We start from the raw sequence: 18,283 nt of genomic DNA, 5'->3' as shown, positions 1-18,283 counted from the left end.
CGCGTTTCCCCGGGGGGCGACGAAGGTCGGTGCCGCGCATCGCCCCAGCGAACAGGCCCCCTCATGGGCGGCCGCCGACCTCCGCGCGACCCCGCGCCGTCGGGCGGTACCGACGAAAGTCGGTGCCCGGACCCCGCCCAAGGCTCCGGATCGCGCCGCGCCCCCTCCTTTCGGCCATCACCGAAATCGGCTCCACGGCCGAGGCCGGAGGCCCTCCCGCGCCCCTAGCGTGGTCAGGGTCGGTGCCCAGGCCGCGAACCCGCCGGGCGCCGAAGCACCGTCCGCCCCCGGAGCCGAGCCGGGCCAGAGCACGCCCAGGCGCGCCGGAACGCGGACGGCACGGACCACGAGACCCACGACAGCAGGAGCAACCAGACGTGAGCCAGACCGCAGCGGTGGCCGCACCCGACGACAGCACACAGGCGCCCCCCGTGGTGATCGCACGGAGCCTCTCCAAGGTGTACGGGGCCGACGACTCGGCCGTGCGGGCGCTCGACGGGGTCAGCGTCGAGTTCTCCCGAGGCCACTACACCGCCATCATGGGCCCCTCGGGGTCGGGCAAGTCCACCTTGATGCACTGCCTGGCCGGGCTGGACACCGCCAGCTCCGGCACCGTGCACCTGGGCCGCACCGACATCACGCGGCTCAACGACCGGCAGCTGACCCAGCTGCGCCGGGACCGCATCGGCTTCATCTTCCAGTCCTTCAACCTGCTGCCGATGCTCACCGCCGAGCAGAACATCCTGCTGCCGGCGCAGATCGCCAAGCGCAAGGTGGACCGGGAGCGCTTCGAGCGGCTGATCGACGTGGTCGGCCTGCGGGACCGGCTGGACCACCTGCCCTCCAAGCTCTCCGGCGGCCAGCAGCAGCGCGTGGCGGTCGCCCGGGCCCTGCTCGGGGCCCCCGAGGTCGTCTACGCCGACGAGCCCACCGGCAACCTCGACTCCCGCTCGGGCGCCGGGGTGCTGTCCTTCCTGCGCGACTCGGCCCGCGACATGGGCCAGACCATCGTGATGGTCACCCACGACCCGGTCGCGGCCTCCTACGCCGACCGGGTGATCTTCCTGCGCGACGGGCGGCTGGTCGACGAGGTGCACGCGCCCACCGCCGAGACCGTCTCGGACCGACTGCTGAAGCTGGAGTCCTGATGCTGCGCACGACCCTGGCCGGGCTGCGCCTGCACAAGGCGCGGCTGGTCACCACCGCTCTGGCGATCGCCCTGGGCGTCATGTTCGTCTCGGGCACGCTGGTGTTCGGCGACACCCTGGAGGAGGGCTTCAGCACCAAGGTGATGGGGTCGGCCGACGACTTCGCCGCCGTCGCCGTTCCGGCGGCCGACGAGGACGCCCCCGCCGGCCCGGAGGAACCCGCGCCGTCGCTGCCCGCCGACGCGCTGGAGAAGGTCCGCGACCTGCCCGAGGTGGACGCGGCCGACGGCATGACCCTCGGGGACGCCCCGCTGCTCGACAAGGACGGGCGGTCCGTGGGGAGCCTGCCCACGATCGGCATGGGGCTGGGGGACGGCACCCGCTTCCAGCCCGCGGAGGGGGACCTGCCCGAGGGTTCCGGCGAGGTGGCCCTGGCCACCACCAGCGCCGACGCGACCGGGTACGGGCTCGGTGACACCGTCACCGTGCTCGACTCCGAAGGCGACCGGCACGAGTTCACCGTCAGCGGCCTGGTCGACTTCGGCGTCGACCGCGCCTTCTCCTACCGGGGGGTCGTCGCCTTCGACGAGGACACCGCCCGGGAGATGACCGGTGCCGAGGGGTACTCGGAGATCGATGCGACCGCGGCCGAAGGCGTCACCGACGCCGAGGTGGTCGGCGCCGTGGAGGACGCGGTCGGGCCGGGCGCCGACGTGGAGACCGGCGCGGACCACGGTGCCCGGCTCGCCGAGAGCTCGGGCGCCGACGTGCAGGTGCTCACCGTCGGACTGATGCTGTTCGCGCTGATCTCGGTCTTCGTCGCCGCGATCGTCATCTACAACACCTTCGCGATCCTGGTGGCCCAGCGCCAGCGGGAGATGGCGCTGCTGCGGTGCGTGGGCTCCGCGCGCGGGCAGGTGTTCCGCAGCGTGCTCACCGAGGCGCTGGTGGTCGGGCTGGTCGCCTCCGCCCTGGGCGTCGTTGCGGGCGTGGCGGCCGGCTGGGCCGGGTTCGCCTTCGGGGGCGAGGCGCTGGGCGCCGACACCTCCCAGCCGCTGGTCGTCGGCGTCCTACCGGTCGTCGTCGGGATGGCCGTGGGCACCGTGATGGCGCTCGGCGCGGCGCTGCTTCCGGCCTGGCGCGCCACCCGTGTACCGCCGCTGGCGGCGCTGCGCACCAGCGCCACCGCGCAGGGCCTGGACAAGGGCATCGGCTGGGTGCGCATCACGATCGGCGCCGTGCTGTTCCTCATCTCGGGCGGCATCGTGTTCGTCGCCACCAACGTCGGTGTGGGCGCGACCGGCATGGTCCTGACGACGGTGGCGGGACTGGTCTGCTTCGTCGGGGTGGTGGTCCTGTCGCCGCTGCTGGTACGCGCGGTCGTGGCGGCCGTCTCGCCTCTCATGCGACGCATCGGGGTGGCGAGCATGCTGGCCGCCGACAACTCGCGGCGCAGCCCCAAGCGGGCCGCGACGGCGATGATCGCCCTGACCGTGGGGGCGACGCTGATCACCGGCTACGCGGTGGTCAACGCCTCGCTCAAGACCACGATGGACGAGATGCTGGCCGAGCAGTTCCCGGCCGACTACCTGGTCAGCGCGCCCATGGACGAGCCGGAGGCGGTCGTGCCGCAGTCGGCGGTGGACGCCCTGAAGGGGTCCGACGCGACCGGCACCGTCATCGAGCAGCGGCAGGCCTACACCGGCAGCGACGAGGCCACGGGCGACCTGCCCGTCACCACCTACGTCGGCGGCACGCTCGGCGAGGACCTCAAGAACGACGCCGTCTCCGGATCCCTGGCCGACATGGGCCCCGGCAAGGTGGCCGTGTCGGAGGGGTACGCGGGCGACCGTGAGGTCGGGGACACGCTCCCCGTGGCCACCGAGAACGGCGAGAAGGAGTACGAGATCGCCGCGGTCCTGGAGGACGGCGGGACGCTGTGGGGCGCGAACCTGGTCCCCCAGGACTTCGAGAAGGCGTTCCCGAGCATCGAGGGCTCCTCCGAGCTCCTGGTGAAAGGGGCCGACGGCGCCTCGGCGCAGCAGTTGCGCGACGCGGTGTACGACGCGGTCGCCGACGCCCCCATGGTGGGCGTCAGCTCGATGGCCGAGGTGAAGGCGCAGTTCGACGACATGCTCAACATCGCGTTCCTGGCCATCGCCGCCATGCTGGGGCTGGCGATCATCATCGCGGTGTTCGGCATCGCGAACACGATGGCGCTGTCGGTACTGGAGCGCACCCGCGAGTCGGCGATGCTGCGGGCGCTCGGGCTCGCCCGGGGGCAGCTGCGGCGGATGCTGAGCATCGAGGCCGTGGTGCTGTGCCTGATCGGCGCGGGCGTGGGCATCCTGCTGGGCATCGTGTTCGGCTGGGCGGCCGGGACCACGGCCATGTCGAGCATGGTGTTCACCCTGCCGGTCGCGCAGATCGCGGTGTTCATCGCCGTCGCGGTGGCCGCCGGCCTGCTGGCGTCGGTGCTGCCGGGCCGCAAGGCGGCGGGCGCCTCGATCACCGGGGCCCTCGCCAGCGAGTGACGGGCACCGAGCCCTGAACCGCCGGGGGCGGTGCGGGTCCCTTTCGGACCCGCCCCGCCCCCGGCGCGGTGCGCGCATCGGGCAGGGGTCTCAGGCGTAATGTGGCGCCCGGCCGCCGGGGACCGAGGAGGGCGCGCGTGGGCAGCGACGACGACCGGGACCGTTCCGCAGAGGACGGCGCCGAGGGCATCGCGTGGGGGACGCCCGCCGCGCGGTGGACGCTGGCCGCCACCGTGCTCGGGTCGGGGATGGCCTTCCTCGACTCCACGGTCGTCAACGTCGCCCTGCCGGTCATCCAGGACGACCTGGGGACCGGGGTGGCCGGTCTGCAGTGGATCGCCAACGGCTACATGGTCACCCTCTCGGCGCTGATCCTGCTCGGCGGCGCGCTGGCCGACCGCTTCGGCCGGGTGCGGGTGTTCTCGCTGGGCGTGGCCTCGTTCGCGCTCGCCTCGGCGCTGTGCACGGTCGCGCCGACGCTGGAGCTGCTGGTGGCCGGGCGGGTGCTGCAGGGCGTCGGCGGGGCGCTGCTCACCCCGGGGAGCCTGGCGGTGCTGCAGTCGGGCTTCCGCAAGCAGGACCGGGCCCAGGCGGTCGGCGCCTGGTCGGGCCTGACCGGGGTGGCGGCTGCGGTCGGCCCCTTCCTGGGCGGCTGGCTGGTGGACATCGGCTCCTGGCGGCTGATCTTCCTGATCAACCTGCCGCTGGCCGCGGCGGTGCTGCTGATCGCCCGCCGGCACCTGCCGGAGTCGCGGGACGCGCAGGCGCCGGCGCGGATGGACTACCCCGGGGCGCTGCTGGCGATCCTGGCCCTGGCGGGGATCAGCTACGCGCTGATCGAGGCCGGTGCGGGAGAGGTGCCGGCCGGGGCGGCGGCGCTGGCCGGTGCCGTGGGCGCGGCCGCGCTGGCGGGGTTCGCGCTGGTGGAGACGCGCAGCGCGCACCCGATGCTGCCGCTGGGGGTGTTCGCCTCGGCGCGGTTCACGGCGGCGAACCTGGTGACGGTGCTGATGTACGGGGCGCTGGGGCCGCTGCTGTTCCTGCTGGTGCTGTACCTGCAGGAGGCGGCGGGGTACTCGGCACTGGCCGCGGGGGCGGCGTCGCTGCCGATCACGGTGCTGATGCTGCTGCTGTCGGGGCGGTCGGGCCGGCTCGCCGAGCGGATCGGGCCGCGTGCGCAGATGACGGCGGGGCCGCTGCTGGTGGGCGTCGGGATGCTGCTGCTGTCCCGGCTCACGCCCGGGGCCGACTACCTGACCGAGGTGCTTCCGGGGGTGCTGGTGGTGGGACTGGGGCTGTCTGCGGCGGTGGCGCCGCTGACGGCGACGGCCCTGTCGTCGGCGCCGGAGCGGCACGCCGGGGTGGCGTCGGGGGTGAACAACACGGTGGCCCGCGCGGCGCAGCTGATCGGTGTGGCGGCGGTCCCGGCGGCGGCGGGCGTGAGCGGGGCGGCCGGGATCGAGGGCGGGTTCGCGGCGGCGATGCTGATCGTGGCGGCGGTGAGCGTGGGCGGCGGTCTGGTCGCGTTCGTCCTGCTCCGCGAGAGGGGGTCCCGGATGGAACAGCACAAGGGCATGTTCTGCGGGGTGAGCGGGCCGCCGATGGAGCCGCCCGCCTCGTCGGCGCCTGACGCGGGCGGGGAGGATCGGCGGGCGGAATGAGCGGCCCCATGGCCATCGAACACGTTCTCGCCGTCGCCCCCGTCTCCGACTTCGACACGGCTGCGGCATGGTATGGGCGCCTGTTCGGGCGGGCGCCGGACAACCGTCCGATGCCGGGGCTCGCCGACTGGCGGATCACCGGCGGAGGCCGGCTCCAGGTGTGGCGCGACCCGGACCGCGCGGGCACGGCGCTGCTGAACTTCGCGGTGGATGACCTGCCCGCCCATCTGGAGGCCTTGGCCGACCGGGGGCTTGCGCCCGGCGAGGTCCGGGAGGCGGACCAGGGGGTGCGGCTGTCGTTCGCGCCCGCGCCCGCTCGGCAGGACGCACTGCGGCGCCCGAGGTTCTAGACTCCCGGCATGGACGGATCCGCGGCGCCCGGCGATGGTGCGGTGCCGCTGGTCGCCTTCGCCGGAGGCGGCCCGAGCGCCGCGCTGGCGGCCATCGCGCTCCTGCGCGCCACCACCTGGCTGCGCCTGGAGTACAGGGTGGTCGTCTTCGACGACCACGGCCGACGGGGACGCGGCTCGGACCTGCACTCCGCCGAGCGCCTGGACCTGCCGGCGCGGCTGCTGTCGGCCTTCCCCGACCGTCCTGCGCACCTGCTGGAGTGGGCGCGGCTGAGCGGACTGGCGTGCACCCCGGCCACCTTCCTGCCCCGCCGGGTGTACGGGGACTACCTGGAGGACACCCTCTCGGCGACGGCGGCGTGGGCCGCCCCGTACGCGGCGCTGGAGGTGCGGCCGCTCCGTGTGGCGGACGCACGGGCCGAGGACGGAGGCGTCGCCGTGCAGACCGGCGGCGCCCCGGGCGCCGTCGCCGCCCGGGCACTGGTGGTGGCCACGGGCGACCCGCATCTCCGCAGGCCCCCGCTCACCACCGGCTACGACCCCGCGGAGGGACTGGCCACCTGCCCGCGCGGCGCCCTCATCGGCACCGGGGGCCGGGCCGAACGCCACCTGTTCGCGGTGGGCCCGGTGCGCCGGGGAGCCCGCGAGGACACCGTCCCCCACACCCGCGACCAGGCCGAACGCCTGGCCTGGCTGATCTGCGACACCGTCCTGCGGTCAAGGGCGGCCTAAGACCCCGAGGGCCCCATCGGCCAGGCTCGGCGGGTGTCCGGAACGTATGTGATGGGGTCGGTGGCCGCAGCCCTGTTCCTCGGAGGTGCGCTGCACTGGTTCGTGTCGGCCCAGGCGGGGCCGCTCGGTGGGGGCGTCGATCCTTGGGGCCCTGCCCTGGTGGCGATGCGAACGCTAAGCGGAAGGCGGACGAGTGGGCGCCCGTCACCGGGTCCGCCCTCGAAGGGTGGGCCTGGTGACGAGCACTCGTTGTGCCGGCGTCAGTCGACGTCGACGCGGACTCCATCGGCGAACGTGCTCTTCCCGTTGACGAGGATGTGGTCGAGTTCGAAGTCCTCGGGCACGTCGTAGGCGATCGCGCCGCTGATCTCGCTGCCGGGGTTGACCTTCTCCAGCCAGTCGATCCCGCTGCTCGCCGGGATGTCGTACTCGTACATCGACCCGTCGGGGTCCATCAGCACCTGGTTCCCCGCCTCGAAGTACTGGCCCTCAGAGGAGGTGTTGGTGGCCTCGATCTCCATGACGACGAACTGCCCGCCCGCCTCCTCGACGAGGCCGAACTCGTCCTCGATCTCGGTGGCGCCCTCCTCCACGGAGGTGACGGTGATGTCCCAGTCGCCGTGGGAGACGGTGTCGCCCACGGCGTAGGTCTCCTCGGCGTCCTCGTCGGCCCGGTCGCCCCCCTCGTCTCCCCCGCCGCCTGCGGACTGGGCGGCCCCATCGCCCGCGGGCTCAGAGGCGGTGGGGCCGTCCCCTGCGCCTCCGGCGAGCAGCCCGAGGACCATCAGGCCCATGAAGCCCATGAAGGCCGCTGCGGCGCACCCGCCGCAGCCGAGACCGATCTTCGCACCGGTGGACATGCCCTTGGGGGGAGACGGGGGCGGCGGGGGCGGAGGAGGGGGGAAGGCCATCGGGGCTCCTCGGGCTCGGGGTGTGACGACCCCGGCGACATTAGCCGTCGGAGGAGTCGCGCATGGCCGGTTTCGCCGAATCCCTCGCCCGTGCACTCACGATAGGGAGGCCGGGCCAGGCGTCTCCTCCGCGCACCCCCTGGCCGATTGCGGCCTTCAGCGGGAGCGGCGGCGGGAGCGTTCGTCGCGGCGGAGGCGCAAGGGGCGCAGGGCCGACTCGACCTGGACCGACAGGTCCATCTTACTGTCGCCCTCCTGGCGGTCCTCGAAGTGGATGGGGATCTCCAGCATCTTCTGCCCCCTCCGGTAGGCCCGGAAGTGCATCTCCACCTGGAAGCTGTAGCCCGCGCTGCCGACGGTCTCCAGGTCGAGCGCGCGCAGGGCCTCGGCGCTCCAGATCTTGAAGCCCGCCGTCACGTCCCGGACCGGCAGCGCCAGGATCGCCTTGACGTAGGCGTTGGCCCACCCGCTCAGCAGCCGACGGCGCAGGTTCCACTCCTGGGACAGGCTCCCCCCGGGGACGTACCGGCTGCCGATCACCACGCCCGCCCCCGTCGCCAGGGCGGTCCCCAGCAGCTGGGGCACGTAGCGCGGCGGGTGGCTCAGGTCCGCGTCCATCTGGACCACGTACTCGGCGCCCTCCTCCAGGGCCCGGGCCATCCCGGCGACGTAGGCGCGGCCCAGGCCGTCCTTGGCGGTGCGGTGCAGCACCCCCACCCTGCCGCCGGCGTCGGCGGCGAGCTTCTCGGCCACCTCCCCCGTGCCGTCGGGCGAGCCGTCGTCGACGACCAGCACGCGCAGCCCGGGAAGCCCCAGGCCCAGCAGCCCGCCCACGAGGACCGGCAGGTTCTCCGCCTCGTTGTAGGTCGGGACGACGACGGTCACCTTCGACGCGGCCCACGGCTCGGGCAGGGGTGCGGGGGTCGGCATGGAACGGCCCTCCAGGGTCCTCGGGGCGCGGGGACCGGACTCCGCCCCCGTCGGGGACACATTCTTACCGTTCGTCGCCGACCGCCGCCACGCGGGCGGCCGGGCGCGGCCTCATTCGCCGCGGTCGGTGTCCAGGACGGCGACGTGCACCAGGGTGCCGGAGTCCTCCAGGGTCATCAGCACCTCGGGGTCGGCCCGGTTGTCGGTGACCAGGTGGGCGATCTGCTCGGGCGGCACCGTCTGCACCATGGTGTCGGTGCCGATCTTGCTGCTGTCGGCGAGCACGATCGCCTCCTGGGCGGCGCCGACCAGCGCCCGGTCGGTGGCGGCCACCGCCGGGTTGGGGGTGCTCAGCCCCCGGTCGGCGGTGACCCCGTTGCCGGTGAGGAAGGCGCGCCGCACCCGCAGCCCGGCCAGCGACTGCTCGGTGGCGGTGCCCACCAGGGCCATGATGGACGAGCGCAGGGTGCCCCCGGGCATGACCACCTCCACCCCCGGCGCGCCCGCCAGCGCCTCGGCCGCCGGGAGCGAGGTGGTGACCACGGTCAGGTTGCGCCGCCCGACCAGCTCGCGGGCCAGGGCCTCGGCGGTGCTGCCCGGGCCGAGCGCGATCGCGTCGTCGTCGTCGACCAGCCGGGCCGCCGCGGCGGCGATGGCGCGCTTCTGCGGGGCGTTGTGCCCGGTCATCTGGGCGTAGTTCTGGTCGTGGCCGAGCTGCCCGGGCAGGGCGGCCCCGCCGCGGCGCCGGTCGATCAGCCCCTCGGCCTCCAGGGCGCGCACGTCCCGCCGCACGGTGACCTCCGAGGCGCGCACCTGGGTGGCGATGTCGCGCAGGGCCATGCTCCCGTTGGCGCGCACCAGCTCCATGATCCGCTCCCGGCGCGCGGCCGCGAACGTGGTCCTGTTGTCGTCGGTCACCGATCACCTCCGGAGCCCCCGACCGGCGGAGGCCCGCGTTCGAAAAGCTGCGTGCACGCCTGTCCCGCACCGGCGCGCGGGCGGTACGGGGGCGTGGCCGGCGGCGCCATCCGGAGACGCCCGTACAGGGGAGGATAGCGCCGCGCGGTTCAGCAGCCGTGCACTCCGTGCAGGTGCAGGGAGTCGTCGACGGCCTCCTCGTCCACGGCGTCCTCGCCGCCGTCGGCGTCCGACAGCAGCGCGGCCAGGAAGAGGACCGTCAGGACGGCGAGCACGGCGAGGGACCCGAGACCGACAAGGGCAGAGAGGGACACGGGGGCCTCCTTGCACGCGGGTCCGGCCCACGGCACGCGGGGGCTGCGAGCACCCGGACCGGACGGTCATCTGACCGATTCCCGCTGCGCCGACCGGCTACACCTGAGCGCGCCCGCCGCGGCGGCCGCGAACAGGGCGAGCAGGGCCGGCACCGCCAGGGCCGCGCGCAGCTCCCACAGGTGGGCGATGGCGCCGATGGCGACCGGCCCGCTGAGCAGGCCGACGTACCCGGCGGCGGCCACCAGGCCCAGGTTGCGGCCGGCCCGGGCGGGGTCGTAGGAGGTGGCGGCGGAGAAGATCTGCGGGACGATGCAGGACAGCCCGGCCCCCATGAGGGCGAAGCCGCACAGGGCGACCGCGGGGAGCGGGACGGCCAGGGCCAGGCCCAGCCCGCCGGCGGCGAGCAGGCCGCATCCGCGCACCAGCGCCACCGGGCCGAACCGGGCGGACAGGCGGTCGCCGACCAGGCGGCCGGCGGCCATGGCGGCGGAGAACACCGCGAATCCGGCGGCGGCCACGGCGTCCGAGGCCCCGGCCGAGTCGTGCAGGTAGACGCTGGTCCAGTCGGTGGCCGACCCCTCGGCGACGAACGCCGCGCAGGCCACCACGCCCAGGAGCAGCACCGTGGGGGCGGGGCGCGGCCGTGCCCGTCCGCCCGTGGGGCCCGCGGTGTCGGGGGCGGCCCCACCCTCCTCCTGTGCGCTGTCGAGGCCGGGCAGGAGCAGCGGGCGCACCGCGAAGGAGGCGGCCGTGCACGCCAGGGCGACCGCCCAGAAGGCCGCAACGGCGCCCATGCCCAGGTGCGCGCTGAGCGCTCCGGCGCCGGCGCCGACGAACCCGCCGATGGAGAAGGCGGCATGGAATGAGGCCATGATGGGACGACCGTAGGCGCGCTCGACCCGGGCGGCGTGCACGTTCATGGGCACGTCGATGAGCCCGTGGCCGGCGCCGAGGGCGAACAGGGCGGCGAAGAGCGCGGGCAGCGAGTGGGCGTGCGCGGGGGCGGCCAGCGCGAGGGAGCCGAAGACGGCGGAGGGCAGGATCGCGGCGGCGCTGCCGAAGCGGTCGGTGACCCGCCCGGCGACCTGCATGGCGGCGAGGGCGCCGACCGCCAGGCCCAGCAGCCCCAGGCTCAGGGCGCCGTCGTCGATCCCGGCCTGGGCCTTGACGTCGGGGATGCGCGAGGCCCAGGTCGCCAGGATCACGCCGGCGACGAAGAAGTAGACCACGACGGCGGCGCGGGCGCGCCGCAAACGCCGGCCGGGGGCCGGGGCGCGGTCCGCCTGGGCCGTCGGGCGCCCGCCTCCCGGGGACGCCGCGATTTCCACACCGCTCTCGGCCACGGTCTCTCCGTTCTGTCCGCCACCGGTCGTGCCGGTGATCGTCGTGTCGTCGGGGGGCAGGGGGCCTGACCCGTGTTGATCTCGGGGAAGGGGGATCCGGCGCTCACGGACTCAGACCGCGACCACATCGACGCCCGCCGCGCGGATCTCGGCGAGCGCCTCCTCGGGGGCGCCGGTGTCGGTCACCAAGGTGTCGATCTCCCCCACCGGGCACACGTGCCCCATCGTCACCAGCCCGATCTTCGTCGCGTCCGCCGCGGCGATGACCCGCTGGGACGAGCGCATCATCGCCCGCTTGACCGCCACGTCCGGCAGGTCGTGCGCGGTGACGCCGTCCCCGGCCGAGATCCCGCAGCACCCCAGGACGGCCGCGTCGAAGCGCACCGCCGCCAGCGCCGCCTCGGCCAGCGGCCCGTGCAGGTTGAGCTCGCCGGGGCGCAGCTCTCCCCCGGCCACCAGCACGGTGGTCTCCGGCGACCGGGCCAGCGCGTCGGCGCCCTGCAGCGACAGCGGCATCACCGTGACCGGCCGCCCGGCCAGCCCGCGCGCCACCTCCAGCGCCGTGGTCCCGCTGTCCAGGGCCACCGCGGCCCCGGCCGGGAGCAGGGAGACCACCCGCTCGGCGATGCGCCGCTTGGCCTCGACCGCCTGGCGCTCGCGCAGCGCGTACGGCGGCTCCTGCCCGCGCGGGACGAGGCTGACCGCCCCGCCGCGCACCCGGCGCAGCACGCCCTGCGACTCCAGGCGGTCCAGGTCGCGGCGGATCGTCATCTCCGAGTGGCCGCTGGCCTCGGCGAGCTCGGCGACGGCCACCTCGCCCGCCTCCTTCAACCGGGCGATCACCAGATCCACCCGTTCCGCACTGTCCATGGGCGTCATTCAAACACCGATGATGTTCGAAAGGCAATACAACGAACACGGAAATTGATCGGTCCCCGGTCGGGGATGATCCGCCACAATGGGACGGTGAGCGACGCGCGAGTGCACTGCGACGTATGGTGGGCCAGCCCCGCCCAGGCCGATCCCGCCCTCGGGCGGTTCCTCGACGCCCACGAGCGCGAACGCCGCGCACGCCTCCGCCAGGAGGCCGACCGCGACCGGTACATCGTCGCGCACGCCCTGGCGCGCCTGGTGGTGGCCCGCGAGGCGGGCTGCACCCCGGAGGAGGTCGCCTTCGAGCTGCGGTGCCCCAACTGCGACGGCGCCGACCGCGCCCCCCACGGCAAGCCCGTCCCCGTCGGGCCCGCCGCCGGCCTGGAGGTCTCCATCAGCCACTCGGGCGACCGCGTGGCGGTGGCCCTGGCGCGGGGGCACGCGGTCGGCGTCGACGTCGAGGAGGTCTCCTCACGGCGCGACACGGCCGGGCTCGCCGGCATGGCCCTGACCCCCGGCGAGCAGGCCGCGCTGCGCTCCCTGCCGGGCGACCGCACCACCGGGGACTTCTTCACCTACTGGGCCCGCAAGGAGGCGCTGCTCAAGGCCAGCGGGGAGGGCATCTACGCCGGGCTGACCTCGGTGGAGGTCTCCTCCCCCGACGAGCCCGGGCGGGTGCTGGCCTGGACCTCGCCCGGCGCCCCGCCCGTCGGGCGGGTGCGCCTGGTCGACCTGGACGCCGGGCCGCTGTACCGGGCGGCGCTGGCCGTGCTGGGCCCGGCCGGGCCCGAGGTCGCCGCGCACGACGCGGGTCCGCTGCTGGCCGCGGCCGCCGGCGGCGACCCGGTCGCGGACGGCTCAGGCGGCCAGGGCCAGGGCCACCCCGAAGGCGGTCAGCGCCACGCCGCCGGCCAGGTCGATGCCCTGCCGGACGCGGCGGCGCCGCATGACCTCTGACAGGGCGCTGATCCCCAGCACGTAGACCAGCCACCACACCACGACCAGCCCCACCAGGATGGAGCCGAGCAGCGCCGTCTGCTGCACGGCGGCCTGCGGCGCGGAGACGAACTGCGGCAGGACGGTCACGAACATCACCGGCAGCTTGGGGTTGAGCAGGTTGTTCACCAGCCCCTGCGCATAGGGGGCGCCGGAGCGGTCCGCCCCGCCGTGCGCGGCCGCGCCGCCGTCGCCGCCCCCGGAGCGGTGCGCGCGCCACAGCGCCAGGATCGCGCTGCCGCCCAGATAGACGAGGTAGGCGGCGCCGGCCAGGCGGAGCGCGTGCAGCACCCCCGGGTGCGAGGCCACCAGCACCGACAGCCCGGCGGTGGCCAGCAGGGCCCACACCGCGATGCCGGTGACCGACCCGGCGGCGGTGGTCAGGCCCGCGCGCCGCCCGCCGCGGGCGGTGTTGCGGGTGATGAGCACGAAATCGGGTCCGGGAAGGACCGTGACCAGCACCGCGGCCGCGATGAACCCGCCCAGGTGCTCCGGGATCGGCACGAGCGCACCCCCTCGTTCTGCGCCGGAAGGCCGCCCCGCCGACGCACGGCACCGGCACGGCGGAACGGACGACGAAACGACCAGGAGTTCCCCGGTCGTTCCACGAACATGACGGGGTAATTATGGATGATCTGCGGAAACTTCACCAAATCGTCGTGATATATTCGCTCTATGGATGGACGAGTCGATCTTGATTCGGTGGATCTGCGGATTCTGCGGGTCCTGCAGAACAATGCACGGATCACCAACCGGGACCTCGCCGAGGAGGCGGGGATCGCGGCGTCGACGTGCCTGGACCGGGTGAACCGCCTCCGGGCCTCGGGCGTGATCGAGGGCTACCGCCTCCGGGTCTCCCCCCAGGCCCTGGGGCGCCCGATCCAGGCGTTCCTGACGCTGCGCACCCAGCACAGCCGCGACGTGCTCGCGCCGCTGGCCGAGCACATCCTGGCCCAGCCGGAGACGCGGGCGCTGTACAACGTCGCCGGGGCCTCGGACTTCCTGGTCCTGGTGGCCTGCCCGGACGTGGCGGGGCTGCAGCGCCTGATCGTCGACGAGCTGACCTCCCGGCCGGAGATCCACAACGTGGAGACGATGCTGGTCTTCCAGGAATGGGAGGGCGGCCCGCTCCTGCCGCCCGAGGAGTGAGGGAACGCGAACGGCGTTCGCGGCGTCCTACCCCCGCACACGCGGCCCCCCGACGGGGCGGTCGTCCGGGACGGGGGAGAGCACACGGTGGCGGAGTCGGCCCATGGGCGGCGCAGAGCGGGCAGAGTGGACGGGACCCGGGCCGAGGCCGTGGTGTTCGGCGGATTCGGAACGCTGTGGTGGATCGCGGGCTCGGGCCCGCTCGCGGCCCCCTGGGGCACGGCCCTGCTCGTCACCGGCGCGCTCGTGGGCGCCGCCCTGGTCACCGCCGCGGTGCTGCGGCTGAACTCCATCGGCGAGCAGGAGCGCATGCACCGGGCCCGGCACGTGTACCGGTACGTCAACCTGGCCCAGGCGACGGGGATCGCCGGGACGATCGCCCTCGCCACCGTCCTGGACGCCCAGCAGTGGATCCCCGGCCTGATCGCGATCGTGGTGGGAGCGCACTTCCCGCCGTTGGCGCGCGCGTTCGCGGCGCGCGGGATGCTCGTGACCGGAGCGCTCTGCGCGGCCGCGGGCGTGGTCGGGTGCGCCCTGGCCTTGTCCGGCGCGACGCTGGACACGACGCTGCCCGCGACGGCCCTCCCGGTCGCCGCGGTCCTGTGGGGCACCGTCGCCGGCCTGCTCGCGGCGCGCATGCGCGCACCGGAGGCCTGACACGGCCCCGCCGTTGTACCGGCGCCCCTCCCGCCGCTCCCGGGCCCGGAGCCCCGCCTGTCACGTGCGCGTTCCCGGGATGCAACTCACTCCTGCGCCAGAATCGGCTTGCCCCGGCGACAGCCACTCCTCCCTTGACCGCCGTGACGGCGCGCTTGAACGATGTGATCGTGCGTAGCCGACCCGCCCACGTGCCCGCCCGGAGCAACCCCCGACACCGACCCCGCACCGCCCGGTGAGCGCTCCGTTCGCCCGCACCGCACCGGCGGACGGCGGCTCGTCGGTGCTCGACACCGTGCACGGCCGCACCGTGCCCGACCCCTACCGCTGGCTGGAGGACGGCGAGTCCACGGCCACCCGCCGGTGGCTGGAGGAGCGCCGGCGCGAGTTCACCGAGGCCGCCCGCGGCTGGCCGATGCGCGAGCGCCTGGCCGCCGACATCACCCGCCTGCTCGACCACGACCTGTGGTCGCCCCCGCTGCTGCGCGGCGGCACCGCCTTCGCCACCCGCCGCTCCCCCGGCGACGAGCACCCCCGCATCGTGGCCCTGGACGGCGGCGCCGAGCGCACGGTGTACGACCCGGTCGCCGCCGACCCCGGCGGCCGGACCACCCTGGACGCCTGGGAGCCCTCCCCCGACGGCTCCCTCGTGGCCGTGCAGACCTCCCGCGGCGGCACCGAGCGGGGCGAGCTCCAGGTGCTGCGCACCTGCGACGGCGCCCCCGTCGAGCCCCCCGTCCCCGGCGTCCGCTACTCCCACGTCGCCTGGCTCCCCCCGGACCTGGGCGGCCCCGCCTTCTTCTACGCGCGCCGCGACGGCACCGACGGCAGGCGCGGCCTGTGGCTGCACCGGGTGGCCGACCCCCGCGGGGCGGACACGCTGGTGCGCGCCTGCACCGGCCCCCGGACCGTGCCGGGCGTGCGGGTGCTGGGCGGCCGCTGGCTGCTGGCCACCGAGAGCCACGGCACCGGCCACCGCAACGACGTGTGGATCGCCGACCTGCGCGCCGTCCCGCCCGACGCCCCCGCCTGGGTCCCGGTCCAGGAGGGCCTGGAGGCCGAGACCACCGCCGACCTGGGCCCCGACGGCATGCTGTACCTGCGCACCACTCTGGACGCGCCCCGCCGCCGGATCTGCGCCGCCGACCCCGCCGCCCCCTCCCCCGAGGGGTGGCGCGAGGTCGTCCCCGAGGACCCCGAGGCGCCCCTGGACGGGTTCACCGCCGTGGGCACCCCCGACCGGCCCGAGCTGCTGGTCGCCCGCACCCGGCTGGGCGTGAGCTCCCTCGACGCCCACGACGCCCGCGACGGCCGCCGCCTGCACGCCGTCGGCCTGCCCGGCGAGGGCATGGTCACCCGCCTGGAGCAGGGGCCCGACGGCGGCGCCCACTTCTGCTACGCCGACGTGGCCACGCCGCAGGGCGTGCTGCTGCTCGACCCCGGCTCCGCCCGCCCGCGCCCCTGGCCCTCCCCCGACGCGGGCGGGCGGCCGCCCGCCCCCGCCGCGCACATCCGCCGCCGCGTCCTGCGCTTCCGCTCGGCCGACGGCACCCGGGTGCCGCTCACCCTGCTCTCGGCCCCCGAGTCCGACCCCGGCGAGGACGGCCCGCTGCTGCTGCACGCCTACGGGTGCTTCGGCCGCCCCCGGCAGTTCGGGTTCAGCGCCACCGTGCTGGCCTGGCTGCGCGCCGGGGGCCGGTACGCGGTGGCCCACGTACGCGGCGGGGGCGACGGAGGCCGCGACTGGCACCGCCGCGGCGCCCGCCGCGCCAAGCCCCGCGCCGTCGAGGACCTGATCGCCGCGGCGGACGCCCTGGTGGCCGAGGGGCACGCCACCCGCGGCCGGCTGTGCCTGACCGGCGGCTCGGCCGGCGGGATGCTGGTCCTGGCCGCCGCCGGCCTGCGGCCCGACCTGTGCGCGGCGGTGATCTCCTCGGCGCCGCTGACCGACATGGCCCGCTTCGAGCGCATGGGACTGGGGCGGATGTGGACCCGCGAGTTCGGCACCGCCGCCGACGCCGGCGACTTCGCCGCGCTGCTCTCCTACTCGCCCTACCACCTGGCGCTGGACGGGGCCGCCCGCCGCGGCCCCGCGGTGCTGCTGACCGGGTTCCACTCCGACACCCGCACCGGCGCGGCCCACCCGCGCAAGATGTGCGCCGCCCTGCAGGGGGCCGGCGCGCCCGCCCTGCTGCGGTACGAGCGCGACGTCGGCCACGGCCAGCGGGCCGTGTCCCGGGCCGTCGCCCTGGCCGCCGACGCGCACGCGTTCGCCGCCGAGCGGATCGGGCTGCGCCCCCGGTCGGGCGGGCGCTGAAGGCTCTGCCCCACCGGGCAGGGAGTTCCGACGAGGAAGGACAGGAGGAGCCATGGACCCCATGGAGTTCGAGGTCGAGGTCGAGGACCTCGGCGAGGTCACCTCGCGCGACCTGACCGCCGGCGGCGGCGACAACGACGGCACCGACGGAAGCTCCGACTTCATCTGATCCCGACCGGCCCCGACACCGACCGCCGCCGGGGGTGCGCCACTGGCCCCCGGCGGCCCCGCCCCTCCCGGGAGGTCACCGCCACCGTGTCCCAGACCCTGTTCACCGGAGCCGTGCGCGCGGCGATCGGCGAGGACGCCCTGCGCAGCCGCCTGTCCGACGACGTGATCTTCGCCGACGTGGGCGAGGAGGCGGTGCGCCACCTGCTGGACCTCGGCGCGCTCGACGAGATCCTGGCGACCCGGCCGCTGGCCCCGCCCCGGCTGCGCCTGCACCGCGAGGGCGCGCCGGTGCCCGCCGAGCGCTACACCGAGGCCGGCGAGGTCTCCCGCGAGTCCACCCGGGTGGTGCGCCCCGAGGGGCTGTACCGGGAGCTGCGCGGCGGCGCCAGCATGGTGCTGGACAGCATCGACCGGCTGCACCCGCCGGTGCGCGAGGCCGCCGACGACCTCATGCGCCTGGTGCGCGAGCGCGCCCAGGTGAACCTGTACCTGATCTGGGGCGGCTCGCACGGGTTCGCCACCCACTGGGACGACCACGACACCTTCATCGTGCAGGTCGCCGGGGAGAAGGCGTGGCAGGTCCACGGGCAGGGCAGCCGCCCCTACCCGATGAAGGTGGACTCCGACCACTCCCACACGCCTCCGGAGGGCACGGTGTGGGAGGGGGTGCTGCGGCCCGGGCACGTGCTGCACGTGCCGCGCGGCTGGTGGCACACGGTCACCGGGACCGGCGGGATGAGCATGCACCTGACGTTCGGCTTCACCCGCGCCACGGGGGTGGACTGGGCCCGGTCGCTGATCGAGCGCCTCTACGGCGAGGAGGTGTTCCGGCGGGACCTGCCGCGCTTCGCCTCGGCGGACGAGCGGCGCAAGCGCCACGACGAGCTGGTCCGGGTGCTGGCCGCGCTGGCCGAGGACAGCGGCGTCGACGGTTTCCTCGAGGAACGCGACGCCCGCTTCCCGCGCCGCCGCTCCTATTCCCTGGGCTGGGCCGTGGAGGACGGCCGGGAGCCCGCGCCGGACACCGTGGTGGAGTTCGTTCCGCTGCTCGCCCCGCCGACCGCGGCGGAGGACGGGAAGGTGGCCGTGACGGTGTCGGGGCGCCGCTACCGGTTCCCGGCCGCGGCCGAGCCGGTGCTGCGGGTGCTGGCCCGCGACCGCCGTCTGACCGCCGGCGAGCTGGCCGAGCGCTCGGGAACCGACCCCGGCGCGCTGTCGGCCGTCCTGCGCGCCTTCGTCCGGCACCACCTGGTGGTGATGCGCTGAACCGCGCCGGCC

The 18,283-nt window shown here is 75.3% G+C and carries 17 protein-coding genes; 10 read left to right on the top strand and 7 right to left on the bottom strand.

All coding sequences use genetic code 11. From position 1 onward, the window contains the following. Window positions 1–377 precede the first annotated feature (377 nt). From C892_RS0113725 to C892_RS0113705, 5 genes are all read left to right on the top strand, one after another. The gene (locus tag C892_RS0113725; protein WP_017557685.1) at window positions 378–1,148 is read left to right on the top strand and encodes an ABC transporter ATP-binding protein; all 771 of its coding nucleotides are present in this window, start codon (window positions 378–380) and stop codon (window positions 1,146–1,148) included. Next, window positions 1,148–3,682, top strand: coding sequence for an ABC transporter permease (locus C892_RS0113720; RefSeq protein WP_017557684.1), 2,535 nt, complete (start codon window positions 1,148–1,150; stop codon window positions 3,680–3,682). The genes C892_RS0113725 and C892_RS0113720 overlap by 1 nt, the downstream gene beginning before the upstream one ends. Before the next feature lie 137 nt (window positions 3,683–3,819). Further along, on the top strand, window positions 3,820–5,343 hold the full coding sequence (locus tag C892_RS0113715) for an MFS transporter (RefSeq protein WP_017557683.1): 1,524 nt from the start codon (window positions 3,820–3,822) through the stop codon (window positions 5,341–5,343). Between the two features lie 8 nt (window positions 5,344–5,351). After that, window positions 5,352–5,693 carry a VOC family protein gene (locus C892_RS0113710; protein ID WP_017557682.1) on the top strand — a complete coding sequence of 114 codons (342 nt, stop codon included), beginning with the start codon at window positions 5,352–5,354 and terminating at the stop codon, window positions 5,691–5,693. Between the two features lie 9 nt (window positions 5,694–5,702). Then, window positions 5,703–6,425 (top strand): FAD/NAD(P)-binding protein, encoded by a 723-nt coding sequence (locus tag C892_RS0113705; RefSeq protein WP_026124343.1) that lies wholly within the window; start codon window positions 5,703–5,705, stop codon window positions 6,423–6,425. Between the two features lie 260 nt (window positions 6,426–6,685). Here the strand turns inward: C892_RS0113705 and C892_RS0113700 are convergent, their stop codons facing one another. The 6 genes from C892_RS0113700 to C892_RS0113675 form a co-directional block, all read right to left on the bottom strand. Continuing rightward, window positions 6,686–7,336 carry a DUF4352 domain-containing protein gene (locus C892_RS0113700; protein WP_017557681.1) on the bottom strand — a complete coding sequence of 217 codons (651 nt, stop codon included), beginning with the start codon at window positions 7,334–7,336 and terminating at the stop codon, window positions 6,686–6,688. 156 nt (window positions 7,337–7,492) lie between these two features. After that, window positions 7,493–8,266, bottom strand: a complete 774-nt coding sequence (locus C892_RS0113695) for a polyprenol monophosphomannose synthase (protein ID WP_017557680.1) — start codon at window positions 8,264–8,266, stop codon at window positions 7,493–7,495. Between the two features lie 111 nt (window positions 8,267–8,377). Beyond that, window positions 8,378–9,184, bottom strand: a complete 807-nt coding sequence (locus tag C892_RS0113690) for a DeoR/GlpR family DNA-binding transcription regulator (protein WP_017541887.1) — start codon at window positions 9,182–9,184, stop codon at window positions 8,378–8,380. A gap of 149 nt (window positions 9,185–9,333) precedes the next feature. Next, window positions 9,334–9,498: a hypothetical protein gene (locus C892_RS31815; RefSeq protein ID WP_017557679.1), complete on the bottom strand. Its 165-nt coding sequence runs from the start codon at window positions 9,496–9,498 to the stop codon at window positions 9,334–9,336. A 66-nt stretch (window positions 9,499–9,564) separates the two neighbouring features. Then, window positions 9,565–10,842 carry an MFS transporter gene (locus C892_RS0113680; RefSeq protein WP_017557678.1) on the bottom strand — a complete coding sequence of 426 codons (1,278 nt, stop codon included), beginning with the start codon at window positions 10,840–10,842 and terminating at the stop codon, window positions 9,565–9,567. Between the two features lie 111 nt (window positions 10,843–10,953). After that, complete coding sequence (locus C892_RS0113675) at window positions 10,954–11,712, bottom strand: DeoR/GlpR family DNA-binding transcription regulator (protein WP_017557677.1); 759 nt, start codon at window positions 11,710–11,712, stop codon at window positions 10,954–10,956. Window positions 11,713–11,808: 96 nt separating this feature from the next. Between C892_RS0113675 and C892_RS0113670 the strand changes: the two genes are divergently transcribed. Then, window positions 11,809–12,672, top strand: coding sequence for a 4'-phosphopantetheinyl transferase family protein (locus tag C892_RS0113670; protein WP_239647390.1), 864 nt, complete (start codon window positions 11,809–11,811; stop codon window positions 12,670–12,672). Here the strand turns inward: C892_RS0113670 and C892_RS0113665 are convergent. Further along, a complete protein-coding gene (locus tag C892_RS0113665) occupies window positions 12,574–13,215 on the bottom strand; it encodes a LysE family translocator (protein WP_017557676.1) in 642 nt (213 codons plus the stop codon). The two genes, C892_RS0113670 and C892_RS0113665, sit on opposite strands and share 99 nt — an antisense overlap. A 198-nt stretch (window positions 13,216–13,413) precedes the next feature. Between C892_RS0113665 and C892_RS32595 the strand changes: the two genes are divergently transcribed. The 4 genes from C892_RS32595 to C892_RS0113640 all read left to right on the top strand — a co-directional run bounded on the left by C892_RS32595 (window position 13,414) and on the right by C892_RS0113640 (window position 18,271). Continuing rightward, the gene (locus C892_RS32595; RefSeq protein WP_017541881.1) at window positions 13,414–13,860 is read left to right on the top strand and encodes an Lrp/AsnC family transcriptional regulator; all 447 of its coding nucleotides are present in this window, start codon (window positions 13,414–13,416) and stop codon (window positions 13,858–13,860) included. A 126-nt stretch (window positions 13,861–13,986) separates the two neighbouring features. Further along, a complete protein-coding gene (locus C892_RS0113655; RefSeq protein ID WP_017557675.1) occupies window positions 13,987–14,517 on the top strand; it encodes a hypothetical protein in 531 nt (176 codons plus the stop codon). A gap of 235 nt (window positions 14,518–14,752) precedes the next feature. Then, complete coding sequence (locus C892_RS0113650; protein WP_017557674.1) at window positions 14,753–16,834, top strand: prolyl oligopeptidase family serine peptidase; 2,082 nt, start codon at window positions 14,753–14,755, stop codon at window positions 16,832–16,834. Window positions 16,835–17,089: 255 nt separating this feature from the next. Continuing rightward, window positions 17,090–18,271, top strand: coding sequence for a JmjC domain-containing protein (locus tag C892_RS0113640; RefSeq protein WP_017557673.1), 1,182 nt, complete (start codon window positions 17,090–17,092; stop codon window positions 18,269–18,271). Window positions 18,272–18,283: the final 12 nt, after the last annotated feature.

This window comes from Nocardiopsis baichengensis YIM 90130, assembly GCF_000341205.1.
In the GTDB taxonomy this organism is placed as follows: Bacteria; Actinomycetota; Actinomycetes; order Streptosporangiales; family Streptosporangiaceae; genus Nocardiopsis_A; species Nocardiopsis_A halophila.
This window is presented reverse-complemented; position numbering and strand designations above follow the sequence as displayed.